The organism is Nitrospira sp. CR1.1, from assembly GCA_014055465.1.
In the GTDB taxonomy this organism is placed as follows: domain Bacteria; phylum Nitrospirota; class Nitrospiria; order Nitrospirales; family Nitrospiraceae; genus Nitrospira_A.
In genome coordinates this window covers 220,173-244,129 of the sequence record WIAF01000003.1, presented here as the reverse complement: position 1 = coordinate 244,129, position 23,957 = coordinate 220,173, and the positions used below count along the sequence as shown (strand labels likewise).

The 23,957-nt window shown below is 61.1% G+C and carries 20 protein-coding genes and 1 tRNA gene; 5 read left to right on the top strand and 16 right to left on the bottom strand.

The features are described 5' to 3' along the window. Positions 1-5 precede the first annotated feature (5 nt). Positions 6-254 (top strand): hypothetical protein, encoded by a 249-nt coding sequence (locus GDA65_07865; protein ID MBA5862608.1) that lies wholly within the window; start codon positions 6-8, stop codon positions 252-254. 534 nt (positions 255-788) lie between these two features. Continuing rightward, positions 789-1,697: a DUF3365 domain-containing protein gene (locus GDA65_07860; GenBank protein MBA5862607.1), complete on the top strand. Its 909-nt coding sequence runs from the start codon at positions 789-791 to the stop codon at positions 1,695-1,697. Positions 1,698-2,022: 325 nt separating this feature from the next. Here GDA65_07860 and GDA65_07855 read toward each other — a convergent pair. Then, positions 2,023-2,098 (bottom strand) — tRNA-Met (locus GDA65_07855). A 191-nt stretch (positions 2,099-2,289) separates the two neighbouring features. Here GDA65_07855 and GDA65_07850 point away from each other — a divergent pair. The 3 genes from GDA65_07850 to GDA65_07840 all read left to right on the top strand — a co-directional run bounded on the left by GDA65_07850 (position 2,290) and on the right by GDA65_07840 (position 6,043). Next, entirely contained in the window at positions 2,290-3,663 is a 1,374-nt protein-coding gene (locus tag GDA65_07850; protein MBA5862606.1) for a tetratricopeptide repeat protein, read from the top strand. 61 nt (positions 3,664-3,724) lie between these two features. Next, a complete protein-coding gene (locus GDA65_07845) occupies positions 3,725-4,924 on the top strand; it encodes a hypothetical protein (protein ID MBA5862605.1) in 1,200 nt (399 codons plus the stop codon). Positions 4,925-5,116: 192 nt separating this feature from the next. Beyond that, on the top strand, positions 5,117-6,043 hold the full coding sequence (locus tag GDA65_07840) for a mechanosensitive ion channel (GenBank protein MBA5862604.1): 927 nt from the start codon (positions 5,117-5,119) through the stop codon (positions 6,041-6,043). Positions 6,044-6,245: 202 nt separating this feature from the next. On the opposite strand, the gene GDA65_07835 is transcribed toward GDA65_07840, so the two are convergent. Genes GDA65_07835 through GDA65_07765 form a run of 15 tightly spaced genes read right to left on the bottom strand, consistent with a single transcriptional unit; the run spans position 6,246 to position 23,882 of the window. After that, on the bottom strand, positions 6,246-8,243 hold the full coding sequence (locus GDA65_07835; GenBank protein ID MBA5862603.1) for a hypothetical protein: 1,998 nt from the start codon (positions 8,241-8,243) through the stop codon (positions 6,246-6,248). Between the two features lie 25 nt (positions 8,244-8,268). Next, entirely contained in the window at positions 8,269-9,987 is a 1,719-nt protein-coding gene (locus tag GDA65_07830; protein ID MBA5862602.1) for an AMP-binding protein, read from the bottom strand. Beyond that, the gene (locus GDA65_07825; GenBank protein MBA5862601.1) at positions 9,962-11,140 is read right to left on the bottom strand and encodes a citrate synthase; all 1,179 of its coding nucleotides are present in this window, start codon (positions 11,138-11,140) and stop codon (positions 9,962-9,964) included. Before GDA65_07825 ends, GDA65_07830 begins: the two co-directional genes overlap by 26 nt. After that, positions 11,088-12,026: a methylisocitrate lyase gene (prpB, locus tag GDA65_07820; protein MBA5862600.1), complete on the bottom strand. Its 939-nt coding sequence runs from the start codon at positions 12,024-12,026 to the stop codon at positions 11,088-11,090. The genes GDA65_07825 and prpB overlap by 53 nt, the downstream gene beginning before the upstream one ends. Further along, the gene (locus GDA65_07815) at positions 12,023-13,417 is read right to left on the bottom strand and encodes an MmgE/PrpD family protein (GenBank protein ID MBA5862599.1); all 1,395 of its coding nucleotides are present in this window, start codon (positions 13,415-13,417) and stop codon (positions 12,023-12,025) included. Before GDA65_07815 ends, prpB begins: the two co-directional genes overlap by 4 nt. 29 nt (positions 13,418-13,446) lie before the next feature. After that, positions 13,447-14,265, bottom strand: a complete 819-nt coding sequence (meaB, locus tag GDA65_07810) for a methylmalonyl Co-A mutase-associated GTPase MeaB (protein MBA5862598.1) — start codon at positions 14,263-14,265, stop codon at positions 13,447-13,449. A gap of 1 nt (position 14,266) precedes the next feature. After that, positions 14,267-15,214, bottom strand: coding sequence for a hydroxymethylglutaryl-CoA lyase (locus tag GDA65_07805; protein MBA5862597.1), 948 nt, complete (start codon positions 15,212-15,214; stop codon positions 14,267-14,269). Continuing rightward, a complete protein-coding gene (locus tag GDA65_07800; GenBank protein ID MBA5862596.1) occupies positions 15,192-16,040 on the bottom strand; it encodes an enoyl-CoA hydratase/isomerase family protein in 849 nt (282 codons plus the stop codon). Before GDA65_07800 ends, GDA65_07805 begins: the two co-directional genes overlap by 23 nt. Before the next feature lie 19 nt (positions 16,041-16,059). After that, a complete protein-coding gene (locus tag GDA65_07795) occupies positions 16,060-17,664 on the bottom strand; it encodes a methylcrotonoyl-CoA carboxylase (GenBank protein ID MBA5862595.1) in 1,605 nt (534 codons plus the stop codon). Positions 17,665-17,677: 13 nt separating this feature from the next. Further along, a complete protein-coding gene (locus GDA65_07790; GenBank protein MBA5862594.1) occupies positions 17,678-18,085 on the bottom strand; it encodes a methylmalonyl-CoA mutase in 408 nt (135 codons plus the stop codon). Continuing rightward, the gene (locus GDA65_07785) at positions 18,076-18,924 is read right to left on the bottom strand and encodes an MBL fold metallo-hydrolase (GenBank protein ID MBA5862593.1); all 849 of its coding nucleotides are present in this window, start codon (positions 18,922-18,924) and stop codon (positions 18,076-18,078) included. Before GDA65_07785 ends, GDA65_07790 begins: the two co-directional genes overlap by 10 nt. 58 nt (positions 18,925-18,982) lie before the next feature. After that, complete coding sequence (locus tag GDA65_07780) at positions 18,983-20,578, bottom strand: methylmalonyl-CoA mutase (protein ID MBA5862592.1); 1,596 nt, start codon at positions 20,576-20,578, stop codon at positions 18,983-18,985. Positions 20,579-20,609: 31 nt separating this feature from the next. Next, entirely contained in the window at positions 20,610-21,494 is an 885-nt protein-coding gene (locus GDA65_07775) for a 3-hydroxybutyryl-CoA dehydrogenase (protein MBA5862591.1), read from the bottom strand. 37 nt (positions 21,495-21,531) lie between these two features. Further along, positions 21,532-22,737 (bottom strand): acetyl-CoA C-acyltransferase, encoded by a 1,206-nt coding sequence (locus GDA65_07770; GenBank protein MBA5862590.1) that lies wholly within the window; start codon positions 22,735-22,737, stop codon positions 21,532-21,534. Further along, a complete protein-coding gene (locus GDA65_07765) occupies positions 22,734-23,882 on the bottom strand; it encodes a 2-oxo acid dehydrogenase subunit E2 (protein ID MBA5862589.1) in 1,149 nt (382 codons plus the stop codon). The genes GDA65_07770 and GDA65_07765 overlap by 4 nt, the downstream gene beginning before the upstream one ends. Positions 23,883-23,957: the final 75 nt, after the last annotated feature.

The window sequence follows — 23,957 nt, the reverse complement described above, 5'->3', positions numbered from 1 at the left end:
AGGGCATGATGATGACTCAGCCGCAACACATAATGGTCGAACGGGTGGATGAACTGGAGCGTATGATCGTCCGGCTGAACGGCCGGATCGGGGAATTGCAGCGCGAGTTACAGATCACGAAGGGCATGACTCAAGGATGGAGCGGCGGCTCCCGCTTGCGAACACTTCTGAGTGGAATGAAGCCAACTATGACCACCACGCATCCCGTTCGAGAAAATAGGAGGGTCCAACGCCATGATGCCTGTCTCTTCTGACATTGATGCGACGACAGCCGGTTGCTGTGCCGATTGCGGGCAGCTTGTCATGCGCAGAACACCTCTTTCCGATGAGCAGGCCAAAACGGTGCGGGAGGTTTGTATCCGCTGTCTGGTCTTCGCCTACCAGCGCCGGCAGTTTGAGTCCGGCTGCTGTGGTTGAAGGGATTTCTGGCGCAAAACAAACCTGACCGGACGCATGCACGAATGATTCTCTCCGTATCGGTGGCTTTCACAGTCGTGGGCGAGCCGCAGTTGTCCTCTCCGGGGGTAGGCTTGCGACCAATCACATCTCGGATGCCCTCGCTGGACACCGTCTGCCGTACATCGGCGCCTCCGTTTGCTCTTACCTGAAGGCCTGCCTGTGGGGTGTCCAGGCTTCATCCAGTCGTAACGGTTCGCCCTCCCGTAATAAGTACAAGAACTCTCCCCGGCTGGCCGTGCCTGCCCGCTGGTTCAGCCGTTCGAGTAGGCAACCCCATCCCGGGAGCATTCCTCGAAGCTGTCCTATTGTTCGGCCCGTGCAATAGCAATATGATGGAGATGAGCATCAATCAGCCGGCTACAAGCCTCACGCTAAGTTGTCCTGCGTATGTTGCCGGCTGGTATAAATTGAGCAGCGCCGATCATATGGATCGGTCAGTCAACCGAGAAGGCCTTATACGGAAAGAAAGGGGTAGTATGCGCGTATTCCTATGGTGTTTCGTCGTATTGTGCTGTCTCCCGCAGGGTGTGAGTGCTGCTGCGGACGACTCTGCCTCCGATGTGTCGGAGACCGCACGGCTCCTGGCGATTTTGCTCGATTCCGGTCGAGTGGCGATCGGACGCAATCAAGCGCTGATCAATGATCCGGAAAACGCGCAGACGGCATTTACTCAGGAACTGTTCGCCACCCACATGACGGCCATTTTTAAAGAGCGCACCGGACATAACCTGGATGATTTGCCGAGCGCGAGTGTGCCGGCCTTGGCCAAACGATTGTTGGAACGGTTGTTGCTGGAAAGTAAAAAGACCGTGGAGAGTTTTCAGCCCGTGCTCAAAATGAAGGGGCTTAAATACAAGGGACTCATTCCCGCCACATTCGGCACGGAAGCGGCCACGCGATTTCAGAAATGGTCCGGTGTCTATTTGAAGCAGACAGCTCCTGAACACCTTCTCCGCAATGCCAATAACAAACCCGACTCGTTTGAGGTGGAACACATGAAGGAACTGAGTGCGGCAACGTTTCAGGGCAATCAGGAGACCGTCATCAGCAAGATAGAGGGCGGAAACAGCGTGCGAGTCCTGTTGCCGCTCTTTTACGAAAAGGCGTGTTTGAGTTGCCACGGAGAGCCAAAAGGCGAGCGGGATCTTACCGGTTATTCCAAGGAGGGAGGCAAGGAAGGTCAACTGGGCGGTGCGATCAGCGTAAAAATCGAGATGAACCAGCTCGCGGTTCGGTAAATCCAGAGGAGGTTCTAGCAAAAATCCTCGAGACCGGTTGTTCACTTCTCTTGTGGGTGAGTGGAGAGAGTCTTTCCAGGGCAAGTTGCATCATGTCAGCGGCGGTGTCGGCCAGGTGTGCGTCTCGTCTACCACACGTTGAACTGTTGGGCGTCACTCTATCTCGCGCCATCTACCAGTATTGTCCCCGAGAGCGGTGAAATCCCGCAGGTTCTGCGTCTGCGTTGCTTCCATCCCTTTCGGAATGGTGCTCAAATAGTGATGGAACACCGATCCTGGATGGGGCTCGATGCGAAGTGACCATGTGATGCTTTGAAGGGTTTTTTGGTGGCGGTGACCCGGATTGAACGGGTGACCCGCGGCTTATGAGTCCGCTGCTCTGCCAACTGAGCTACACCGCCACGGTCGTATCGAAGGCTGGCTGAAACGAATCGCTATCATAGCCGAATAGGCCCAGAGGTGTCTACCAACGCGTGAGGAAAACTGTGGCGCGTGTGACCGGATTGAGCAGGAGAATGCGGTCTGCGGGGGCTTGATTTGTTTGCCTTCGGTCGGCAAGATAGCCACCTTTTGATCTTGCCCACGGGTGACTATGACTCGGTCCTTCGCTCGTTGTTCCATTGCCGTGTTCGCTGCCTTCTGCCTTGTCGCTCCGCTCTCGGGGGCGTTGGGCCACGATGTCAAACCGGTAGCGAAGAAACGGTCCGGGCAGCGGGCACGCTCGTCCAGTCCTCAAATCATTCCGCAGAAGCCGCGGCCGGGGAGGCACACCGGCGAAGCCGAGAGCCTGTACTACGGTGGTGTGGCGCTTCATGCGAAGGGTCGCTACGCAGAGGCGGTGGAGACATTCAAGGCTGCGCTCCACAAGCGGCCTGACTTTCCCGAGGCTCACCACGCGATGGGGCTTTCTCTGGCGGCGCAGGGCGCTCTCGATGAAGCCATTCAGGAATATCGAGCCGCGCTGAGCGTGCAACCGGAGTTTGCCGCCATTCACAACAACCTGGGCGTGGCGTTGAGCGAAAAGGGGAAGCTTGACGAGGCGATCGAGGCCTATCGGCATGCGATCCGGCTTCAGCCAGGCAATGCCGCCCCCCATCACAATCTCGCGTTGGCGTTGGAGGCAAAGGAAGATGCCGACGGAGCGATCGAGGAATACCGCGAAACCCTACGCCTGCAACCGAACAATGCCACGGCCCATAACAACCTGGGTTTGGTCCTGCAACGAAAGGGATTGCTCGACGAGGCCATCTGGGAGTATCGCGCGGCATTACGGCTTCAGGCCGGGTCGGCGGCCGCCCTGTACAGCGTGAACCTCTGTGCCGCCTTGTTGGCGAAGGGGGAACTGGACGGCGCCATCGGGTCTGGTCACACCGCCATCCGTTTGCAGCCCGAGAATGCGGACGCCCATTACAACCTTGGCCTGGCACTGAAGGCCAAAGGGGACTTCAGCGGGGCGTTGGCGGCGTTCCGCGAAGTGTTGAAACTGGATCCCGGGCAAGGGGCTTTGCATTACGACGTGGGGCAGCTTCTCGACCGGGCCGGCGACAGCGCAGGGGCGCTGGCGGAGTATCGAGCCATGTTGATGCATCAGCCTTCCCACGCCCCCACGCAGGAAGCGGTGGCTGTGCTATTGCAGAAGCAGGGAGATCTCGACGGGGCGATTGCGGCATACCGCTCAGCGCTGCAGGCGACACCGAACAGTGTCGCGGCCCAGAACAATCTTGGGGTGGCCTTGTTGAACAAGGGGCAGGTCGACGATGCGTTGGCGGCATTTCGTGCGGCGGCCTCGTTGCAGCCCAATGATCCTGTCGCCTACTACAACTTGGGCGAGGCATTCATCGCGCGCAATCAGCGCGGCGAGGCGATTCAGTCTTACCATAGGTACATCAGGCTGGCTGAATCACAACCGGATCATCGTGACAAGGTGGAGGCGGTGCGGAAACAACTTGCGGCATTGGAGCCCTAGGCGATCGATGCAGGTGTGCGAGAGGCAGCCGTCATGTCTGCGAACCGCGCTGAGCGCCGTCATGGTCGGGCTGCTCTCTCTTCTGTCGGCGGGATGCCTCTCGCCGATTGCGCTTCACCAGGCCGTGCTTGAATATGATCGAGCGGTTGGGCGGGTTGAAGCTGAAATGTTGCTGCTCAACATCGCCCGGTCACGGCATTTTCTTCCTCAGCACTTCACCGGGGTGTCGAGTGTGGCGGCGACGTTTGAATTCCAGGCGAGCGCCGGCTTGACGCATTCCGTTGTGTCCCCGGGTCCGGATTCGCTGGGGCTTTCGTTCGGCGGCAGCATGGCCGAACGTCCGACGATGACGATTATCCCGATTCAAGGCGAGGAGTTTACCAGCCGCATCCTCACTCCGTTCGACGAAAGCCGTGTGACCTTCATGTTTCAGCAGGGCGTCGAACCCGGGATTATCCTTCGTCTGATGGCGAGCGGTATCCAGGTCAGCGGGTACGGAGAAGCCGCGTTTTATCGTAATATGCCGTTTTTTTCCGGCGAGTATCGGGAGTTCCGCCGTCGCGTCATGCATCTCTCGGCTTTGAATCTCTCGCGTGAGTTACAAATCACGCCACTAATTTTCGAACAGACGGTGGCACTGCCGCTCTCCGCACGATCGGGCTCCGGCGACCTGGTGCGAGGGCTCGATAAAATTCTCGACGCGATGGATCGAGGGTATGCCATCGGCGGGACCAGCGAGGAACCGTTCCTGACCGTCCGACGGCAGGTTACCGGGAGGACCGTGATCACCAATTACGATCCTATGCAATTGCCCAATGAGGAACGCCGGTTGTTGCATGAGGAGGCGCAGCGGTATCCGCGCAACTACATTCTCATCGACATCCGGCCGGACGGTCCTGGCGGAGACTATCCCCTGCATGGATTTCTGGTCATCCGAAGCTTCAACAAGATCATGCGATTTCTGGCCAACGGCATTGCCGCCGATCCCGAATTCGAGGTCGACTCCGACGAGCGTACGGGGCCCGTCGTGCTGAATCCCGTGCGGACGTTGGATATCGGCGAGACCGCCTCACGACCGGACAATGCCGCGTTTGCCGTGAAGTTCGAAGACCGCTGGTATTCGATCGGCAAGGCCTCCCATGACGACGGCAGGTTGGATCCGTGGAATCTCGGCACCTTCCGTGTGTTGGCGCAACTCTTTCAAATGACGGTTACCGACATTTCAAAGACCCCGACTCCGGCGATCACCATTGCCAAGTAATCCTGCCTGGCGCGCTGTTGGCCGCGGCACGTCGACGCCGGGCTTGCGTCGTCAGGACGCGATCACGACGAGGGCCGGGACGCTGCTGATGCCGAATCTATCCAAGGAGTAACGACGCAGCAGCCAGTGCCATGACGGCAGGAGGACCGCCTGCCGGATCCTGACCGATACTGTGAAAGGAGCATATCGATGATGACCGGATTCTCGATCGAGACCGCCGGGCCATGGCTGATCAGCATGGCCACCAGCGTGGGCCTCGCCAGTTTACGGATCGTCTTGGTACTCGCGATCGGGTACGTGGCGATTCGGTTCGTGCGCCTGGGTTTGCGCGAGGTGGAACGAGTGATGATTGTGGCCAGCGATAAGCCGGACCAGGAGTCAGGAGTGGCTGCCAAGCGGGCGGCTACCCTGACGGGAATTCTGAGAACCATCGCATTGTCGGCGCTCTGGGCGATCATCATCATTGAGTCGCTGCAAGTGGCGGGATTGGATATTGCCCCGATTTTGGCCGGCGCCGGCATTCTGGGCCTCGCCGTCGGCTTCGGCGCGCAACACTTGGTCCGCGATCTGATGAGCGGATTCTTCATCATTCTGGAAGATCAGATCCGGCTCGGAGATGTTGCCGTGATCAACGGGACGGGCGGGCAGGTTGAGACGATTACCTTCAGAACGATCTCGTTACGCGATTTCTCCGGGGTGGTGCATATTTTCCCCAATGGCGGGATCACTTCCTTGTCCAATATGACCAAAGACTGGTCGGCATTCGTCCTCGATATGGGCGTGGCCTATCGTGAGGATACGGATCGGGTAGTGGAGGTCATGCGGGCGGTGGGCGAAGCACTGCGCCAGGACCAGGACTTCAGCGCGCTGATCCTTGAACCGATTGAAATCGTCGGGGTCGAAAATTTTGCCGATAGCGCCGTGACGATTCGCGCGCGAATCAAAACGAAACCGATTGAGCAATGGAAAGTCGGACGTGAATACCGGCGCCGTCTCAAAAAAGCATTCGATGCCCAAGGTATCGAAATTCCCTTCCCGATGCGCAACCTGGTGATGGGAGGCACCAACCCGCCATTGAAGGTCGAGGTGATCGCCGGTCTGGGCCTTGGAAAGGGCTAGTCCGCCTTCTCCATGAGCATGTCTGCTGCACTCGCCGGTGTACTGCTGCGACAGGCCTTCGGCCGGCGGGCTCGCCCCAGGCCCCTCACCGTCCTGTACGAATGCGCCGCGGGTCCTCCGGCTCCGGGCGCCGGTCTCGAAACGTGACTCGCCTTACTCATGACGGTTCGTCATGAATAAGGCGGGCCTGGGGACTGAGCGATCAGTCGTCTGCGTCAACCCCGTTGGTCTGCGATGCACGCGTGCCCGCCATCTGTACCGGCATGTGGTCGGGGGCTGTGGGCATGGCTTCCCTCACGTTCTGCGTGCGGCGGTAATCGTCCAATCGGCGATGAACGATGCCTTCCGAGAGACCGGGATAATAACCCTTCAGCGCCTGCCTGCCGGTCGCCGCTGTGATGCCATCGCGATGACGCCGGATTTCACTGAGCCGTTGCGTCACTCGTTGCCGTACAGCGACCTCAAAGGCATCGGCCAACTCCCACACCGTCGTTCGCCCCTCGAATCTGGTCTGTTGCTCGGCATAGAGCACTGTGGCCACCAGCGCCAGCAGATCTTCTCCGACGGATTCAATCCGGTTCTGCACCCGTTGCTCATCTTGAAACGAGGCCTGGAAGCGCACCATCGCATAGAAAATTTCGCGCGCCAGGCGTCGACCGGTTCGTTCGACATATCTGACGACAGGCCCGACCTGCGGATGGACAAAGGTCGGACCGGTCGGCAACGGGCGTCTCAGCCATTGCCGCAGGTACCAGGGCGCATAAAACCCGGCCAGCTTTACGACCTGCTTGAGCTGGTCGAGGATGGAAAGTTCCCCGGAATAGAGCGGTTTGGCGCGATCCAGATGATGGCTCAACCCCTCACGCACGATAAACGGCCGAAGGATATCCGTGGCTCCCTCGCCGATGCGATACATCTCCGCGTCGCGCACGAGTTGCTCGATCCCGAAGGCCGCTTCGCCGCGCGCCATTTTGGACGCAGCGGTTTCGTACCCCATGCCGCCGAACAGAATTTGCGCATCGCGTAGAAATTGAATCGTGTGCTCGGAACAGAAGATTTTGGCGACTGCGGCTTCAATGCGGATGTCATGTCGGTGTTGATCGGCCAGTCGCCAAACCAGCATCGAGAGCGCTTCCATGGCATACAGATGAGCGGCCATGTCTCCGAGCCGAATCTGCTGGGTTTGACGTTCGCCCAGCGGTTTGTGAAAGGTGACCCGGGCGTTGGCCCTATCCAGGGTGGGGTGCCAGGCCTGCTTTGCCATGCCGAGACAAATGGCCGGAATGCTGATCCCGCGCCCCACGTTCAGGATCGTCAGGGCATACTTCAACCCCTTCCCCACCTCGCCGATCACGTTCTCGACTGGAACCCGAACCTGCTGCATCGTCATATGGGCGTTCTCGATCCCGCGGCACCCTTCGAACTGGCAGCGCTGACGGACCTGCACGCCCGGCGCGGACATGTCCAGGATGAAGGCTGTGTGAACCCGATCGTCGGCTCCATGTCCCTCTGGCGCCGGCATCCATGTCGTCTGTCCATCGCGTACCACGCGTCGCGCCGGAACGCGGGCGATGAGCGTGGCATACCGCGCGATCGGCCCATTCGTACACCAGAGTTTTTCGCCGTTCACAATGAAGTGGCCGCCGGTGGCGTCGAGGACCGCCTGGGTCCGCACATTCGCGGCGTCGGAGCCGGTCAGCGGTTCCGTGAGGGCGAATGCGGAAAGGGCTTCCGTCGCCACCAGCGGAAGATACCTCTGCTTCTGGTCTTCGCTGCCGAACAGGAGGATCGGCATGGCGATCCCGATGGATTGGGGCACGGCCACCGTCAAAGCGAGAATGTTGCTCCAGCTCGCGATCACCGTGAGGACGCGGCCATAGTTGGTAGAGGAGAAGCCCAGCCCGCCATAAGCCTTCGGAATTTTCATGCCCAAGGCTCCGAGTTTGAACAGGCCTTGAATCACTGATTCGGGAATTTTCGCCTCGCGCTCGATCTCATCCGGATCCACCTCCTGCCGCAGAAACACCTCGACCTGTTTGCAGAAGGCGGCGCCGGCCGCTTGTTCCTCGGGAGGCTCGGGAGGCGTCAGCAGCAACTCGAAGTCCGGCCGGCCGTCAAACAGTCCGGCGAGAAAACTTGCCCCGGTCAAGCGTTCCCGCGCTTCCTCGATCCGTTCGAATCCTTTGAAGAGCGTGCTCATGAATGACCTCACCCGGTCTATTCAATCACTGATCCTTGAACTGTCTGTCACGATACTGGGCCAGGATTCCTGCCAACCTGGCTTTTAACTCCAACCGCTTGGGTTTCCCCGTCGAGGTGTAGGGCACGTCATCACCCAGCAGCACGACTTTCGGTTGTTTGGCGAAGGGGAGCCGCGTGCGGCAATGCGCCAACAGCTCGGCTTCGCTCGGGGCGGAAGCGGGATCTTTCGGCACCACATAGGCCGCGATTTCTTCGCCGTAGTAGCGGTTCTCGAACGGCAGGGCCATCGCAAATTTCACGGCCCGGTGCGTCTTCAGGACGTCATCGATTTCCAAAGGAGAAATGTTCACCCCGCCGCGGATGATGAGTTCCTTCAGGCGTCCCGACACAAAAAAGAACGGCCGCCCCCGGTCGTCAGGGATATAGAATCCCTCATCGCCTGAGCGGAACCATCCCCATCGGAAGGCAGCTTCGTTGGCATCATCCCGATGAAAATAGCCGGCACAGACGGTGCGCCCGCGAATGCAAATCTCTCCGCGGGCGCCCTGGGGCAGAGACTGTCCCCGGTCGTCCAGGATCGTCATCATATTGTGGCGGAGCGGCACTCCGACGGAGGGGAACTCATATCCGGTGAGCCAGTGACGGTGCTGCTCCTGCGTCAAATCGTTCGGCAGAAAACAGGAGTAACAGGTGGTCTCGGACAGGCCATATCCATGGCGGATCGGGACCCCGAAACGATCTTCGAAGCGTATAGCGGTATCCTTCAACAACGGCCCGGCGCCGCAGATCACGCCGCCGAGACGGGTCAAATCGTAGGGGGCGAGGTCCTCGCCGGCATCGAGAAGAAATTCGAGCAGCGTGGGAACGACGCTGACCGAGGTGACCTGTTCCTCATGGACCCTTCGCCAGAAACTCTCGGTCTTAAATTTCCGGTTCAGCACCAGGCTGCCTTTGCAGTACAACGGGGTAATCAGCGTGACGACAATGCCATTCACATGGTGGATGGGCAGGACACACATCACACGATCATTGATGCCGAAGGTGTGCCAGCCCGCGATGGCATCCGCATCGATCAAGAGATTGGCCACCGTCAGGATGACCCCCTTGGGCGGGCCGGTTGTGCCGGAGGTGTAGACGATCAGCGCATGATCGTCGAGCTGCGACGTCGACGGAGAGAGGCGGCGAGAGCGGGCCGCGCCGTTCGGAGGTGGCTTCTTCCCGATCCTGTTGCTGTCGAGCAGACCGGCGTCTCCGAGGGCGATAACATTGCGCAACCCCGGAATGTCCGATTGGAGCGCGCACAGTTCGTCATAGGCGTCCTGCCAGCAGACGACGGCTGACACCTCCGAATGTTCCAGAATGTAGCGTTTCTTCTCACGCGGCTCCTCGATGTTGATCGGTACGACCGCGACTCCCAGCGTCCAGGCCGCGAAATAGGCCAGCACCGTCACATCATGGTTGAAGAGCAGCGTGGCGATCCGGTCTCCCCGGGTCAGGCCGAACCTGGAATGGAAGACCCCGGCCAGCCGTTCGACGATCGTTCCCAGTTCGGCATAGGTATAGGTCCGGCGCAGACGGCGATCGTCGTCGCAGAAGGTCAGGAAATTCCTGGCGGCGAGCTGCGGGTCGTAGACGCGTGATCGAAAAAACTCCGCGAACGACACCCAGGGCAGATCCGTCGCGCGTCCCGCCGCGTCGCGAGCCTGCTGGATATGGTCATGCGCGTCGCTCAAGAGGTTCATACGCCCTCGGCGCGGGGCCCGTATAGAGCGCCCGTGGTCTGATCAAACGGTTGTGTTCCTGCTGCTCGATGACATGCGCGCACCAGCCGGTAATGCGTGAACAAACGAACAAGGGCGTGGACAGTTCACGCGGGATGCCCATCAGGAGATAAGCCACGGCCGTATAAAAATCGAGATTCGGGCGGAGTCCCTTTTCCTCCAGCATGAGCCGATCGAGCGTGGCGGCAATCTGATACCAATTCCGATCGCCGCAGAGATCGCTCAATCGTTCGGCGTGGCGCTGGATGATGGCCGACCGGGCGTCGCCTTGCCGGAGCACGCGATGGCCGAAGCCCATCACCCGCCGCTTGTGCGCGAGGGTCTCGCGCAGCCAGAATTCCACGCGCTCAGGTCGGCCGATCTCGATCAACATCGCGGCCACCGCTTCATTGGCGCCTCCATGGAGGGGGCCTTTCAGCGCGGCCACTGCCGCCGTGATGGCGCCATGCAGGTCGGTGAGGGTGGACGCGGTGACCCGGGCGGCAAAGGTGGAGGCATTGAACTCATGTTCCGCATACAAGATCAATGAGACATTCAGCGCCTGCGCCATGGCCTCGCCGACCGTACCCTGCCGGCGTCCTGCGACGAGTGACAGGAGGTTCTCGGCGAAGCTCCCCCGTGTGTCCGGCCTCGCGGGCTGCCGGCCAGCCATGACCTGGTAGCTGTCGGCGATCAGGTGCGGGATTTGAGCCAGCAATCGGACTGATTTGCGGAGATTCGCCGCGCGGGACCCGTCTTGCGTATCGGGATCGTTCAGCCCGAGCAGGGAAATCCCGGTTCGCAACAGGTCCATCGGATGCATGGCGGGACGCAGGCTCTCGACGAAGCGTTGCACCTGCTCGGGGAGCGAACGATTGCGCGCCAGCTGATCTGAGAACTCCTCCAGCTCCTTTTGTACGGGGAGACGACCGAAGAGCAGCAGGTAGGCGACTTCTTCAAAACTGCTCCGGTCGGCGAGGTCGCCGATCGCATACCCTCGATACCGCAGTCCCGCTGCTCCTTCATCCACCTGGCAGATCGCCGATTCCCCGGCGATGACACCCTCCAGCCCCGGGCTGTACTCAGGATGATCCGGGGCCTTCACCACGGGCTGCTCGTGCATGGTCTGGTTCATGGGACCTCCGCATCGATGCTGCGCCATCTTCGTAGCGAATCAGGTCGTACAACTCCTGCCTGGTCATCATGTGATCGAGCCAATTCCGCTGGGAGCCGAAGAACTTCAGCTCCGATAGCAGTTGTTCGACCGCCCGGGCCGCGACACGTAACGTGCTCACAGGAAACAGCACCGCGTGATACCCCAGTGCGTGAAACTCGTCCACGCTGAGATAAGGCGTGCGGCCGAACTCCGTCATGTTGGCGATCAGCGGCGCACGGATGCCCGCGTTCCGTATTTCTCGTGAAAAGGTCTCGAACTCTTCAGGTGACAAGAGAGCTTCTGGAAACAGCATATCCGCCCCGGCCTCAGCATAGGCCTGCGCCCGTTGGATTGCGGCCTTGAGTCCATCGACGGCTCGCGCATCGGTGCGCGCCACGATCAGAAAATTCTGATTGCGCCTCGCGCTCACGGCGGCAGTGATCTTGGCGACCATATCGCCGGTGTGAACAATGCGTTTCCCCTCCAGATGCCCGCATTTTTTGGCCGCCTCCTGATCTTCGATCTGCATACCGGCGAGTCCGGCGCGTTCGAATTCCCGGACGGCGTCCATCACCATTGAAGGAGGCCCGTATCCCGTATCCGCATCGACGATGGCGGGAATCGCCACCGCCCTCGCAATGGCGCCCGCCTCTTCAGCCATGTCTGCCAACGAAATGAGGCCGATGTCCGGCAGGCCCCGCGCGGCGGATACGGCGGCTCCGGACACGTAGACGGCTTCAAATCCGGCCCGTTCGATTTGAATGGCGGTCAACGCATTGCAGGCTCCCGGGACGGCCACCGTGCGCCTGGCCAATACCTCACGCAATCGTTGCCCTTTGTCGCCGGTCGATTGATCGTTGGTCATGATCGCACCCTCACCAGCGGCATCATCGCGGCGATGTCCTGCTGTGCTTCAAGGCGCCAGACGAAATCGAGCAGGCGGTGAAGTTGTGGGCGGTCGAGACGCCTGGATGCCAGGCGACGGAGTTTGTCTTCCACTTCCCGATCAGACAACGGATGGCCTGGATGGCCGAGCGGTTGATCCACCTGCCGGCTGTACGTCGATCCTTCTGCAGTCCTGATCGTGAGGCGGGTCGGCATTGTGGTCGGGTATCGGTGTTCGAGTTCCGGCAGCTTGACGACGTGGATCTTCTTCATCAGCTCGTGAAGACGCGGATCTCGCAGCCGTTTCGGGCTGAAGGAATTCATGGTCACGCGGCCGTCGACGAGGGCCACCGCCACGCAATAAGGGAAGCTGTGGTCGGCCGTTTCCCTCGTCGAGGGCTGCCATTTTTCCGGGTCACGGCCGATAATTTCGATGGCGACATCGTAACTGCCGATCTCCACATCGGCCAGCTCGGCGAGGTAGCCCCGTCCTTGCGTCGCGATCAGCTCCGCCCGCAAGGCCAGGGCGGCTTCGACGGCGCTTTGGGCGTGGTACTCCACGGGAAAGTGTTTGATGCAGGTGTTGAGAATTTTGAAAGGCACCGGCTCTCCCCCGGGCATAGCCTCTCCGCCCAACATCGGCAATTCGAAGAGGCCGGAGACCAGCTTCATGAACCCCTTGTCGCCTTCGAAAATCGGGGCGGGCCCGGTCATACCGCGCCGGGCGAGCAGGGCGGCGAACATGCCGTTGCGCGCCGCGTTGGAAAACGCGCAGGCCTTCCACATCGACAGGTCGCCGACCCTGGTCTGACGCAGGGCGATATTGGCCACGCCGGCCAGATTCACGGCCTGCCGGGTCTGCGCTTCCGTGAGCTGAAGGACGTTGGCGATGCCGAGCGCGGACGAGACCGGTCCATAGGTGACATGGTCCCAGCCCCGGGGCCGCAGGGCGGCTGCGTCACAGAGCCGGCATTGGATTTCATAGGATACGGTGAGAGCCTGGATAACGGCCTTGCCGGAAGCATGGGCTGTTTCGCCGGCAGCGAGGACCGCCGCGAGATTGTCCGAGGGATGGGCCGGCTCTTTCGACAGATAGGTATCGTTGAAGTCGAGATAACGGACCATGGCTCCGTTGGCGAAGGTCGCGAGGTCGGGAAGGGTCCTCTGATTTGTTCCCCACACCGTCGCCCCGCCGGGAACCTTTGCGGTGAGCGCCATCTCGCGGGCGATCTTGCACGGGGTCGCAGTCCAGGCGCCAAGTGCGCACCCGAGGCTGTCCAGGATGCGCCGCTTCACCTCATGGACCACGTCGCCGGGCAGGTCATGAAACCGGAGCGACTGCGTATAGTGCGCTAGGCGGTCGGCCAGCATGCGCCACCTCACGGCAAACGCCACAACAGTTATCCTGCGCTCGACCCGCGATTGATGAAAAGTCCTCTCCGCTTATGGAGTTCCGGGCTGTCCAGATCCCGCCACCGTTCGTGCTCGGCGATGACCGCAATCAGTTCCGCGATACCGTCCCCCGTCACCGCAACGGTGCGAATCACCGTCTTGCACCATTCACGCAAATCGCGCAGGGCCGCATCCGCCCCTTCCCGATCACCCTTGTTCACCACGACGATGTCCGCGATCTCCAACAGTCCCGCCTTCATCGCCTGGACGTCGTCGCCGAGTCCCGGCGCGACGACCGCCACCACCGTATGGACGGCATGCATGACCTCGAGTTCGTTCTGCCCGACGCCGACTGTCTCGATCAGAATCACGCCATAACCAGCGGCGTCCAGGACCCGGGATGCCTGCCCCGTCGCTTCCGCGAGCCCGCCTTGGTGGCCGCGTGTCGCCATACTGCGGATATAGACCTGTGGATCATCCGCGTGCCGCTGCATTCTGATGCGATCGCCGAGCACGGCGCCGCCCGTCACCGGGCTGCTAATATCCACCGCCAGCACACCAACCTTCTGTCCCAGGCGGCGGTAGGCGATGATCAGCTGATCGATCAAGGCGCTCTTTCCCGTGCCGGGATACCCGGTGACGCCGATGACGAAGGCGCGATTCGGCGAAGGCGCCAACTGTGTCAGCACCGCCGTTCCGGCGGGGTCCCGGTTTTCGAGCAAGCTGATGACGCGCGCCACGGCTCTGATATGACCGGCTCCTACCTGTTTCGCGAGCTCGGCGGCATTGTGCGTGAAGAATGATCGACCTGCAGTGACCGGGTTCATGTCACACCTTTAGGGCCGGTTGCTGAATGCCGGGCGGCAATATGTGTGAAAGCCGCGAGCGCAGGGGGTGTCCGATCCATGCGCTCAACCGGTGTGCGCAGCCGACCACGAGCCCTTCGTCTACCGGGACCGAAGCGCCGGATGCCTTCAGAGCGAACACCACGTCTTCCGTCGCAACGTTGCCGGATGCGCCGGGCGCAGAGGGACAGCCGCCCAGGCCGCCTGCCGAGCAATCGAACGCGGTGATCCCATAGTCCTCCCAGGCCGTGAGCACATTGGCGATGGCCATGCCGTAGGTGTCATGCACGTGGAGCGACAGGCGGAGCGGTTCGATACGCGGCATGACGGTATCGAGCAAGGCGCGGAGATCGGCGGGCGAGGCCTTGCCGAGCGTGTCTCCCAGAGAGACTTCATCCACGCCGAGATCGAGCAGCCGCATCATGACATCCAGCACCAGCAGCGGCGCCATGCGACCCTCGTACGGGCACCACAGGGCCGTGGAGAGATAGCCCCGCACCAGCATGCCGTCTCGTTTAGCTCCCTGGATCACCGGCTTGAAGCGGACCAGGGATTCGTGCACGGTCGCCTTGATGTTATGGCGCGTGAAACTGTTCGAGGCGGCTGTGAACACGGCGATCTTCCGCACCGCCGCCGCCCGAGCCCGTTCAAGGCCCCGTTCGTTCGGCACCAGGGCGGAATAGGTCACGCCGGGGGTTCGTTCGATGGCGCGGAAGACTTCGTCGGAGTCCGCCAGTTGCGGAATGGCGGCGGGCGAGACAAAGGAACCGGCTTCAATTTCCGCCACGCCGGTTTGCGACAGGGCGTTGATCAGATCGATCTTGCGCGCCGTCGGCACGAACACCGCTTCATGTTGCAGCCCGTCACGAGGCGACACCTCAGTGATCCGGACAGGCAAGCGGCGGGAGTCATCTGTGACGAGAGACAACATCGTCCGACGTGGTCGCCTCCTGCTGTGGCTTCCGCTCGCGCGGCTTGGCCCACGAGGGGAGCCGTTTTTCGAGAAAGGCCCGAAGTCCCTCGGCGGCCTCCGGCGCGCAGCGAGCGCGGGCATGGTATTCCGGGCCCAGTGCGAACCGCTCCTTCTCCGGCAAGGACCGCATCCGGTGAAACATCAATTTGCTTTCCCTGGTCGCAGAGGGAGCCAGCCGCATGATTGCGTCGGTCAATTCGGTGATGCGATCATCCAGATTGCGTTGAGGGACGACATCATGCGCCAGGTTGTATCGCTGGGCAGTCGATGCGCAAAATGTCTCGCCGCTCAACCCGTACCGCCGGAGGAACGATTCGCCCGCTTTGTGTAACAGAAATGGCGTGATCACGGCGGGAATCAAGCCGAGTCTGGGTTCACTCAAAGCAAACATCGCATCCTCCGCCGCCACCACGATGTCGCAGACCGCCATGAGGCCGAGTCCCCCTCCGAACGCCGATCCCTGCACCCGGGCGATCACGGGACAAGGGGACTCATCGATGGTGCGAAACATGCGCAGCAGTTGATGGGCGTCGCGCATCGCCAGCGTGTCTTGGACCGGCCCGTCGGATTGCATCCATTGAAGATCGGCTCCGGCGCAAAAAACCGGCCCGGCAGCGGCGAGTACGATTCCTCTGAGCGAGGGATCCTGCGCCAGGTCTTCGAACGCTTCTCTGAGCTCCGTCATCATCCGGCCGTCGAAGGCATTGCGACGGTCGGGTCGATTGAGCGTCACCCGCGCAATATCGCCATTCGAATCAAGCGCGAGGGTGGTGAATCGCTGCATGCTGACCTCCTATAGCTGCTCACATACGAAACACGGGCGCCCGGCTTTCCTTCACGGGCGTGGATGCTGCGAGATCCAGGCACAAGCCCAGGACGCGGCGCGTGTCGACAGGATCAAGAATGCCGTCATCCCACAGGCGGGCGCTGCTGAAATACGGACTGCCTTCCTGCTCGTATTGCCGCACGGTGGCATCGGTGATTTTGCGGCGTTCGTCATCCGCCAGGGCGGCCTTCTCCCGCGTCCGTTGTTGTTCCTTCACCGTGACCAGCACCTGCGCAGCCTGTTGCGCGCCCATCACCGAAATGCGGGCGTTGGGCCAGGTGAACAGGAATCTGGGGCTGTATGCCCGCCCGCACATAGCATAGTTGCCTGCTCCGTGGGAAGCGCCGATCAGGACCGTGAACTTGGGGACTTCCGCGGTCGAGACTGCCTGAACCATCTTGGCGCCGTCCTTGATGATGCCGCGGCTCTCATAGTCTTTTCCGACCATGAAGCCGGTGATGTTTTGCAAAAAGACGAGGGGCACGCGGCGCCGGGAACAGAGCTGGACGAAATGCGCGCCTTTCAGCGCCGATTCCGAGAGGAGCACGCCATTGTTGGCGACGATCCCCACCAGGTGCCCCATCCACTGTGCGAAGCCGCAGACCAGCGTGGAGCCGTAACGCGCCTTGAATTCATGGAAGCGGCTCCCGTCCACGAGCCGTGCGATGACCTCTCGGACTTCCCATTTTTGGCGGGGGTTGGCCGGAATGAGTCCGTACAGATCCTCTGCGGGATAGAGAGGTTCGTCGATTGGCTCCCGGCGAAGCCTCGGTGGCCGCCGTCCCAGGGTGGCCATGATCGAACGGCAGGTTTCCAGGGCATCGTGGTCGTCTTCCGCCAGATGGTCGCTGACGCCGGACAGGCGCGTGTGCAGATCAGCGCCGCCCAGTTCCTCGGCGGTCACTTCCTCGCCGGTGGCGGCTTTGACCAGAGGCGGTCCGGCCAGATAGATCGTGCCGGTTCCTTTGACGATGACATTCTCATCACACATCGCCGGCACATAGGCGCCGCCGGCTGTGCACATGCCCATGACGACCGCGATTTGAGGAATGCCCGCCGCCGACATGCGCGCCTGATTGAAGAAGATCCGTCCGAAATGGTCCTTGTCGGCGAAGACATCGGCTTGCATCGGGAGAAACACGCCTCCGGAATCCACGAGGTAGATCGCGGGCAGCCGGTTCTCCAGCGCGACGGCCTGCGCGCGAAGGTGTTTGGTGATGGTCATGGGGAAGTAGGTGCCGCCTTTGACTGTGGCATCGTTGGCTGCGATGACACAGGAACGCCCGGACACCGAGCCGATGCCGGTAATCAGTCCGGCCGACGGAACCTGATTGTCATAGAGGCCGAAGGCGGCGAGCGGGCTCAGTTCCAGCCAGGGCGAGCCGGGGTCGAGCAGCGCGGAAATCCGTTCGCGAGCGGTCAGTTTGCCGCGTTGCTTGTGGAGCGCAAGGGCGTCCGTCGAGCCGCCTGCCCGCACCAGCGCCAGGTGTTTCCGCAGGTCGGCTATTAGGCCTTCGTAATGAGCCTGACCCCGCCGGAAATCTTCCGATTCTCGCCGTACCGAGCTGTTCAGGACACGCATGGCCGGAATCCTCTCACCATTCGGCTCGAAGCCCGTTCACAAATTCCACGATGTCGTTCATCGGTGTGGCGGGCCGGAATAACATCTGCACACCTGCCGCCTTTAAGCGCGGCACATCCTCGTCGGGAATGATGCCTCCGCCGAAGAGCACGATGTCTCCCGCGCCCTGTTCCCGAAGAAGTCCCAGAATCCGGGGGAATAACGAATTATGGGCGCCGGAATGGATGCTGAGGCCGATGGCCTGCACGTCTTCCTGGATGGCGGTGGCCACGATCTGTTCGGGGCTCTGGTGCAGTCCGGTGTAAATGATCTCGATCCCCGCATCACGGAGCGCGCGGGCGACCAGCTTCACACCCCGGTCGTGCCCGTCCAATCCCACCTTGCCGATCAAGATACGCAGGGGTGTTGCCGCTACGGCCATAGGTTCACCTCCTGGAGGACATATTTTCCATCCACGTTTTTGTTGACGTATCCCGCTTGAACCAGCGGGTCGTGTTCGAAGATCAACAACCAATGTTCTTCGCAGGCGCGCTCCAACACCCGTCGTTTGCTGTCGAGTGTCTGGATGGGATTGAGGTCGTACCCCATGATGTAGGGGAGAGGCAGATGGGACACCGTGGGAATGAGGTCGCCCAGGAAAAACGCGACCCGGCCTTCAGATTCCACTTGAACGCTCTGATGGCACCGCGTATGCCCGGTCGTGACGACGGCCGTCACGCCAGGCAGCAGTTCCGTATCACCCTGGAGAAATGCCCACTGATTCGCTTCTGCCACCGGCATGAAATTGTCGCGGCGATAACTGGCCCTGGTTCGTTCGTTGGCCTGGGTCGCATCGGCATATTCGCCCTGCTGCACATAGTAGGTCGCCTTGGGAAACGCCGGGATCACTCCGCTGGTCCCGTCGCTCGTTGTATTGCCTCCGGCATGGTCGAAGTGCAGGTGCGTATTGACCACCAGATGAATGTCGTCGCGACTGAGGCCCCGCTGATTGAGGGATTGCTGCAGCGTCGGCGTCCGTTCAACGGCAAACATCGAGTCAAACTTTGCATCCTCCTTATCGCCGAGACCCGTGTCCACCAAGACGTACTTGCCGTGGGCCCGGATGAGCAGGCAGGTCAGGCTGAGCGGAATGCGATTCAGCTCATCCGCCGGGCAGCATGTTTGCCAGAGGGTTTTGGGCACGACACCGAACATGGCCCCGCCGTCGAGCCTGAACCGGCCATCGGTCACCGGATAGATGTCAAACGCTCCGAGTTTCATATCCCACAGATCTTCTTCAGATCCCGCTTCTCACGTTCCAATCAGCCGCGGCGCGGCCTCACAATACCACCGGTTCTCGATAGGTCCCATAAACTTCCTTCAGCGCGGCGCAAATCTCGCCGAGTGTCGCTTTTGCTTTCACGGCGTCAATCAATGCCGGCATGAGATTCTGATGACAGGTTGCCATTTCCTGCAGCTCTTCCAGCGAGCCGGCCATCTTGAAGGGATCGCGGGATTTTCTGAGATCGCAGAGGCGCGCCACCTGTTCCTGTTCCACCTCCGGTCCGATCTTCAGAATGGGAATGGATCGATGCTCCTCCTCTTTATGCTCGGTCACTCCGACGATGCTCCGTTCCTGCCGCTCGATATCGCGCTGGTACCGTTGTGATGCATCCAGGATCTCCCGCTGTGGAAAGCCGCGCTCGATCGCGCACACCATGCCGCCCAGCCCGTCCAGTTTCCGGAAAAGTTCCAGCGCGCCTTCTTCCAGGCGGTTCGTCAGCGACTCGACAAAATAGGACCCGCCCAACGGGTCGACCGCATTGACGGTTTCGCTTTCCGCCGCGATGATCTGCTGCGTCCGCAGCGCCAGCTTCACGGCTTCTTCCGTTGGCAGGGCCAGGGTTTCGTCCATCGAATTGGTATGGAGGGATTGGGTGCCGCCGAGCACGGCGGCGAGGGCCTGCAGCGTGGTGCGCACCACGTTGTTCAACGGCTGTTGCGCGGTGAGGGAGCAACCGGCGGTTTGGGCGTGGCAGCGGAGCTGGAGCGACCGGGGGTTTCTCGGATGGTACCGCCGTTCCATTTCCCGGGCCCAGAGTCGCCGGGCGGCGCGGAATTTCGCAATCTCTTCAAAAAAATCATTGTGGACGTTAAAGAAAAAAGATAGCTGCGGCGCAAACGCATCCACGTCGAGTCCGGACTTCACGGCTGCCTCGACGTAGGTCAGCCCGTTGTAGAGCGTGAAGGCCAGTTCCTGAACCGCCGTCGAGCCTGCCTCCCGGATGTGATACCCGCTGATGCTGATCGGATGCCATTTCGGGACGTGAGCTGCGCAATAGGCGACCGTGTCGACAATCAACGCCAGGTGCGGTTCCGGCGGAAACAACCATTCCTTCTGGGCGATGTACTCCTTCAGAATATCGTTCTGAATCGTGCCGCCCAGCCGGTCGAACGGGATCCCGCGTTTTTCGGCCACGGCCAGATACATGGCGAAGAGCACGGCGGCTGGTCCATTGATCGTCATGGAGGTCGTGACCTGATCGAGGGGGATGCCGTCGAACAACCGCTCCATGTCGGCGAGGGATGAAACGGCCACCCCGCAATAGCCCACTTCGCCGCGCGCCAGGGGGTCATCAGCGTCGAGACCCATGAGGGTCGGCAGGTCGAAGGCGACGCTGAGTCCGGTTTGACCGTGGTCCAACAAATACTGAAAGCGTCTGTTCGTGTCGTCCGCGGAGCCGAACCCGGCGAATTGCCGCATGGTCCAGAGCCGGCTGCGGTACATGCCTGGGTAGCAGCCGCGGGTGTAGGGAAAGGCACCCGGTTGGCCGAGGTCCCGTTCGGCGTTCCAGCCCTTGAGATGATCGGGACCGTAACACCGTTCGATATCCAGACCGGAGAGTGAGGTGAATCGGGATTTCCGCTCATTCATGACGCGTTCCTCCAATCACGGAACAGAAACGTCAGGTCAGGTGCATCGCCGGCTGATCTCCGTACTGATAGAATCCATGCCCGCTTTTCCTCCCGAGCCACCCGGCTTCCACGTATTTTCGCAAGAGGGGGCAGGGGCGGAACTTCGGATCCCCCAGGTCTTGATGCAGCACCTCGCAGATGGCGAGGACGGTATCCAGGCCGATGCGGTCTGCCAGCGCCAGCGGACCCACAGGGTGGTTGGTGCCTTCCACCATCGCCAGGTCGATGGCTTCCGCCGTGGCCACTCCGTCCTCCAGCGCGAAAATGGCTTCGTTGATCATGGGAATGAGGACCCGGTTGACGATGAAGCCGGGAAAATCCTTGCAGACGACGGCGGTTTTTCCTGCGCGTCGAACGAGTTCACGCGCGAGGTGCATCGTCTGCTCGGAGGTGCCGATGGCGCGGACGACCTCGACGAGTCGCATCACCGGCACAGGGTTCATGAAATGGATGCCGACGACACGGTCGGGGCGGCCGGACACCGTGCCCAGGCCGGCAATAGAAATCGAGGAGGTATTGCTGGCCAACAGGGTAGAGGGTTCGCAGATCTGCCCCAGTTGCGCAAAGAGCGCCCGTTTCATGACGGGATCCTCCGGTATCGCTTCGATTACCACCTGCGCCTCCCGCAGCCGTTGCATGTGCCGTATCGGATGGATGATTGCCATGGCCGATCCGGCCTGATCGCCCCGCAACGCTCCTTTTTCCACGGCTTTCGTGATGCCCTGCCAGATTTTTCTGGTCGCTTCCTCCAGCGCCTCTTCCGTTACATCGACCAGCAGCACATTCCACCCGGCGGTCGCCAGCACCTGAGTGATCCCGCGCCCCATCTGCCCCGCGCCGATGACCCCGATGGTTTTGATGTCGTCAATCGTCATGGGTGATTCCACGCCTGCTGTTTCCGCTCCCGCGTCCTCACTGATGCTGCATTTTTTTCGGCCGCTCCACAAGGAGCGCGAGTGCTTCTCCGCCGCCGATACAGAGGCTTGCCAGTCCGCGGCGGGCATCACGCGCCTCCATGGCATACACCAAGGTGGTGAGGATCCTCGCCCCGGTGGCTCCAATGGGATGCCCCAGGGCGACCGCGCCGCCGTTGACGTTGACGTTCTTGGCGTCCAATCCGAGCTCGCGGTTGATGGCCAAGGACACGGCTGAGAAAGCTTCATTGATTTCAAATAGGTCGATGTCGCTGACCGCAAGCCCCGTCTGCTTCAAGAGCCGCTGGATAGCTTCCACGGGCGCAATGGTGAACCATTCCGGCGCGAGCGCGGCGCCGGCATACCCCGCTATGCGAGCCATGGGAGTCAATCCGAGCCGGTGGGCCTCCTCTTCCGCCATGACGACCAATGCCGCCGCGCCGTCATTGCAGGAAGGGGAGTTCCCGACCGTCAGGACTCCGTCGTCCTTGAAGACGGGCTTCAATTGCCGCAGCCTTGAGAGATCGACCCGGTCCGGTTCCTCATCGTCCGTGACGATGAGCGGCGCGCCTTTTTTCTGTGGCACCTCGACGGGGACAATCTCCCTGGTGAATGAACCGCCGGTGATGGCCTCACGCGCGCGGCTGTAACTTTCCAAGGCAAAGTCATCGACCTCCTGCCGGGAAAAATGATAGGTGGCGGCGCAGAGTTCTCCGGCGTTGCCCATGTGGAACTGGTTGTATACATCCCAGAGTCCGTCCTTGATCAAACTGTCCGTCAGTTCTCCGTGCCCGAGTCGGTAGCCTTGTCTAGCTTTTTCCAGCAGAAAAGGCGCCCGGGTCATATTTTCCATCCCGCCTGCGACGATGATCTGCGCGTCACCCAGGGCGATGGCCCTGGCCGCCATAATGACGGTCTGCAGGCTGGAGCCGCAGACTTTGTTGACCGTGACGGCTCCGGTTTTGTGCGGGAGCCCGGCTCCGATTGCGGCCTGCCTGGCGGGAGCCTGGCCGAGCCCGGCGCTGAGCACGCATCCCATCAGCACCTCGTCGATCTGTTCCCCCGGCATGTGAATGCGTTTCAGCGCGCCGGCGATGGCGATGCTTCCCAATTGGGTTGACGGAATCGAACTGAATCGGCCGTTGAAGCTCCCCATCGGGGTTCGCACCGCGCTGACGATGACGGGTTGGTGCCTGGCGTTCACAACAGTTTCTCCCAGTCGCTCTGTTGGAGATGGTGTTTCATCTTGGCCATGAATCGATCGGCCGTCGCGCCGTCGATGATCCGATGGTCGAACGAGAGACTCAGGTAACACATGGGACGGATGGCGATGGCGTCGTTGATCACGACCGGGCGTTTTTGGACCGATCCCATTCCGAGAATAGCCGCCTGCGGCTGATGGATAATCGGGGTGCTGAAAAGGCTGCCGAACCCGCCGTGATTCGTGATGGTAAACGTGCCGTCGAGCACTTCATCGGGCGTCAGCCGTTTGTTCCTGGCCCGTTCCGCCAGGTCCGCGACCTCGCGCGCCAATTGTGTGAGTCCCTTCCGGCCGGCATGCCGAATCACCGGCACCAGGAGGCCCTCTTCGAGTGCGACCGCAATGCCGATGTGGATGTTGTTCTTGATTGCGATACCGTGATCCCGCCAGGAGGAATTCAACAACGGCAGGTCCTGCATGGCGCGAGTGACGGCGCTGATGACAAAAGGCAGGTAGGTCAATGGACGCCCGGCGCGAAATGTGTCGATGCCGCTGAAGTCGGCTTCAAAAAAGGTCGTGACATGGGCGGAGGTGCGGCGGCTGAGGACCATGCGGTCGGCAATGGTCTTCCGCATTTGGGTCATCGGAATAATTTCGTCCTGAATCTCGTGATGCTCAGGGCCGCCGGATGGCGCCTGATCTGTGCGCGGCGGTTCGGAACCGGGCTTTCGCCGCGCGGCGACATAACCCAACAGGTCGTGCTTCGTCACCCGGCCGCCCTCGCCTGTGCCTGTAACGAGGGCGAGGTCCACCTGATGTTCCCTCGCAAGTTGCCTGACGGCTGGCGAATAGTGCGGCTCGCCCTGTGACCGGATCTGTTTCGCGCGCACACCCACGCCTCCGACCCGACTGACGATTCCTTCCGCCGGTTGGGTCTCAAGCCTGGCGAGCAACGTGCCCACCGGTACGGTGGCGCCTTCTTGCACCATCACTTCCGCAAGGAATCCCGCAGCCGGAGATGGCACGTCGAGTGCCACCTTTTCGGTTTCCACCTCCAGGAGAGGCTGGTCTTTTTCGACTGCGCCGCCGGGCTGGATCAGCCACTTCACCAGGGTCCCTTCAGCGATGCTTTCCCCCAGCTGCGGCATGACGATGTCGGTTGCCACGGTCACCTCAGGCTCTCAGCAGTCAGCTCTCCGCTTCAGACGTTCTTCTGCTGACGG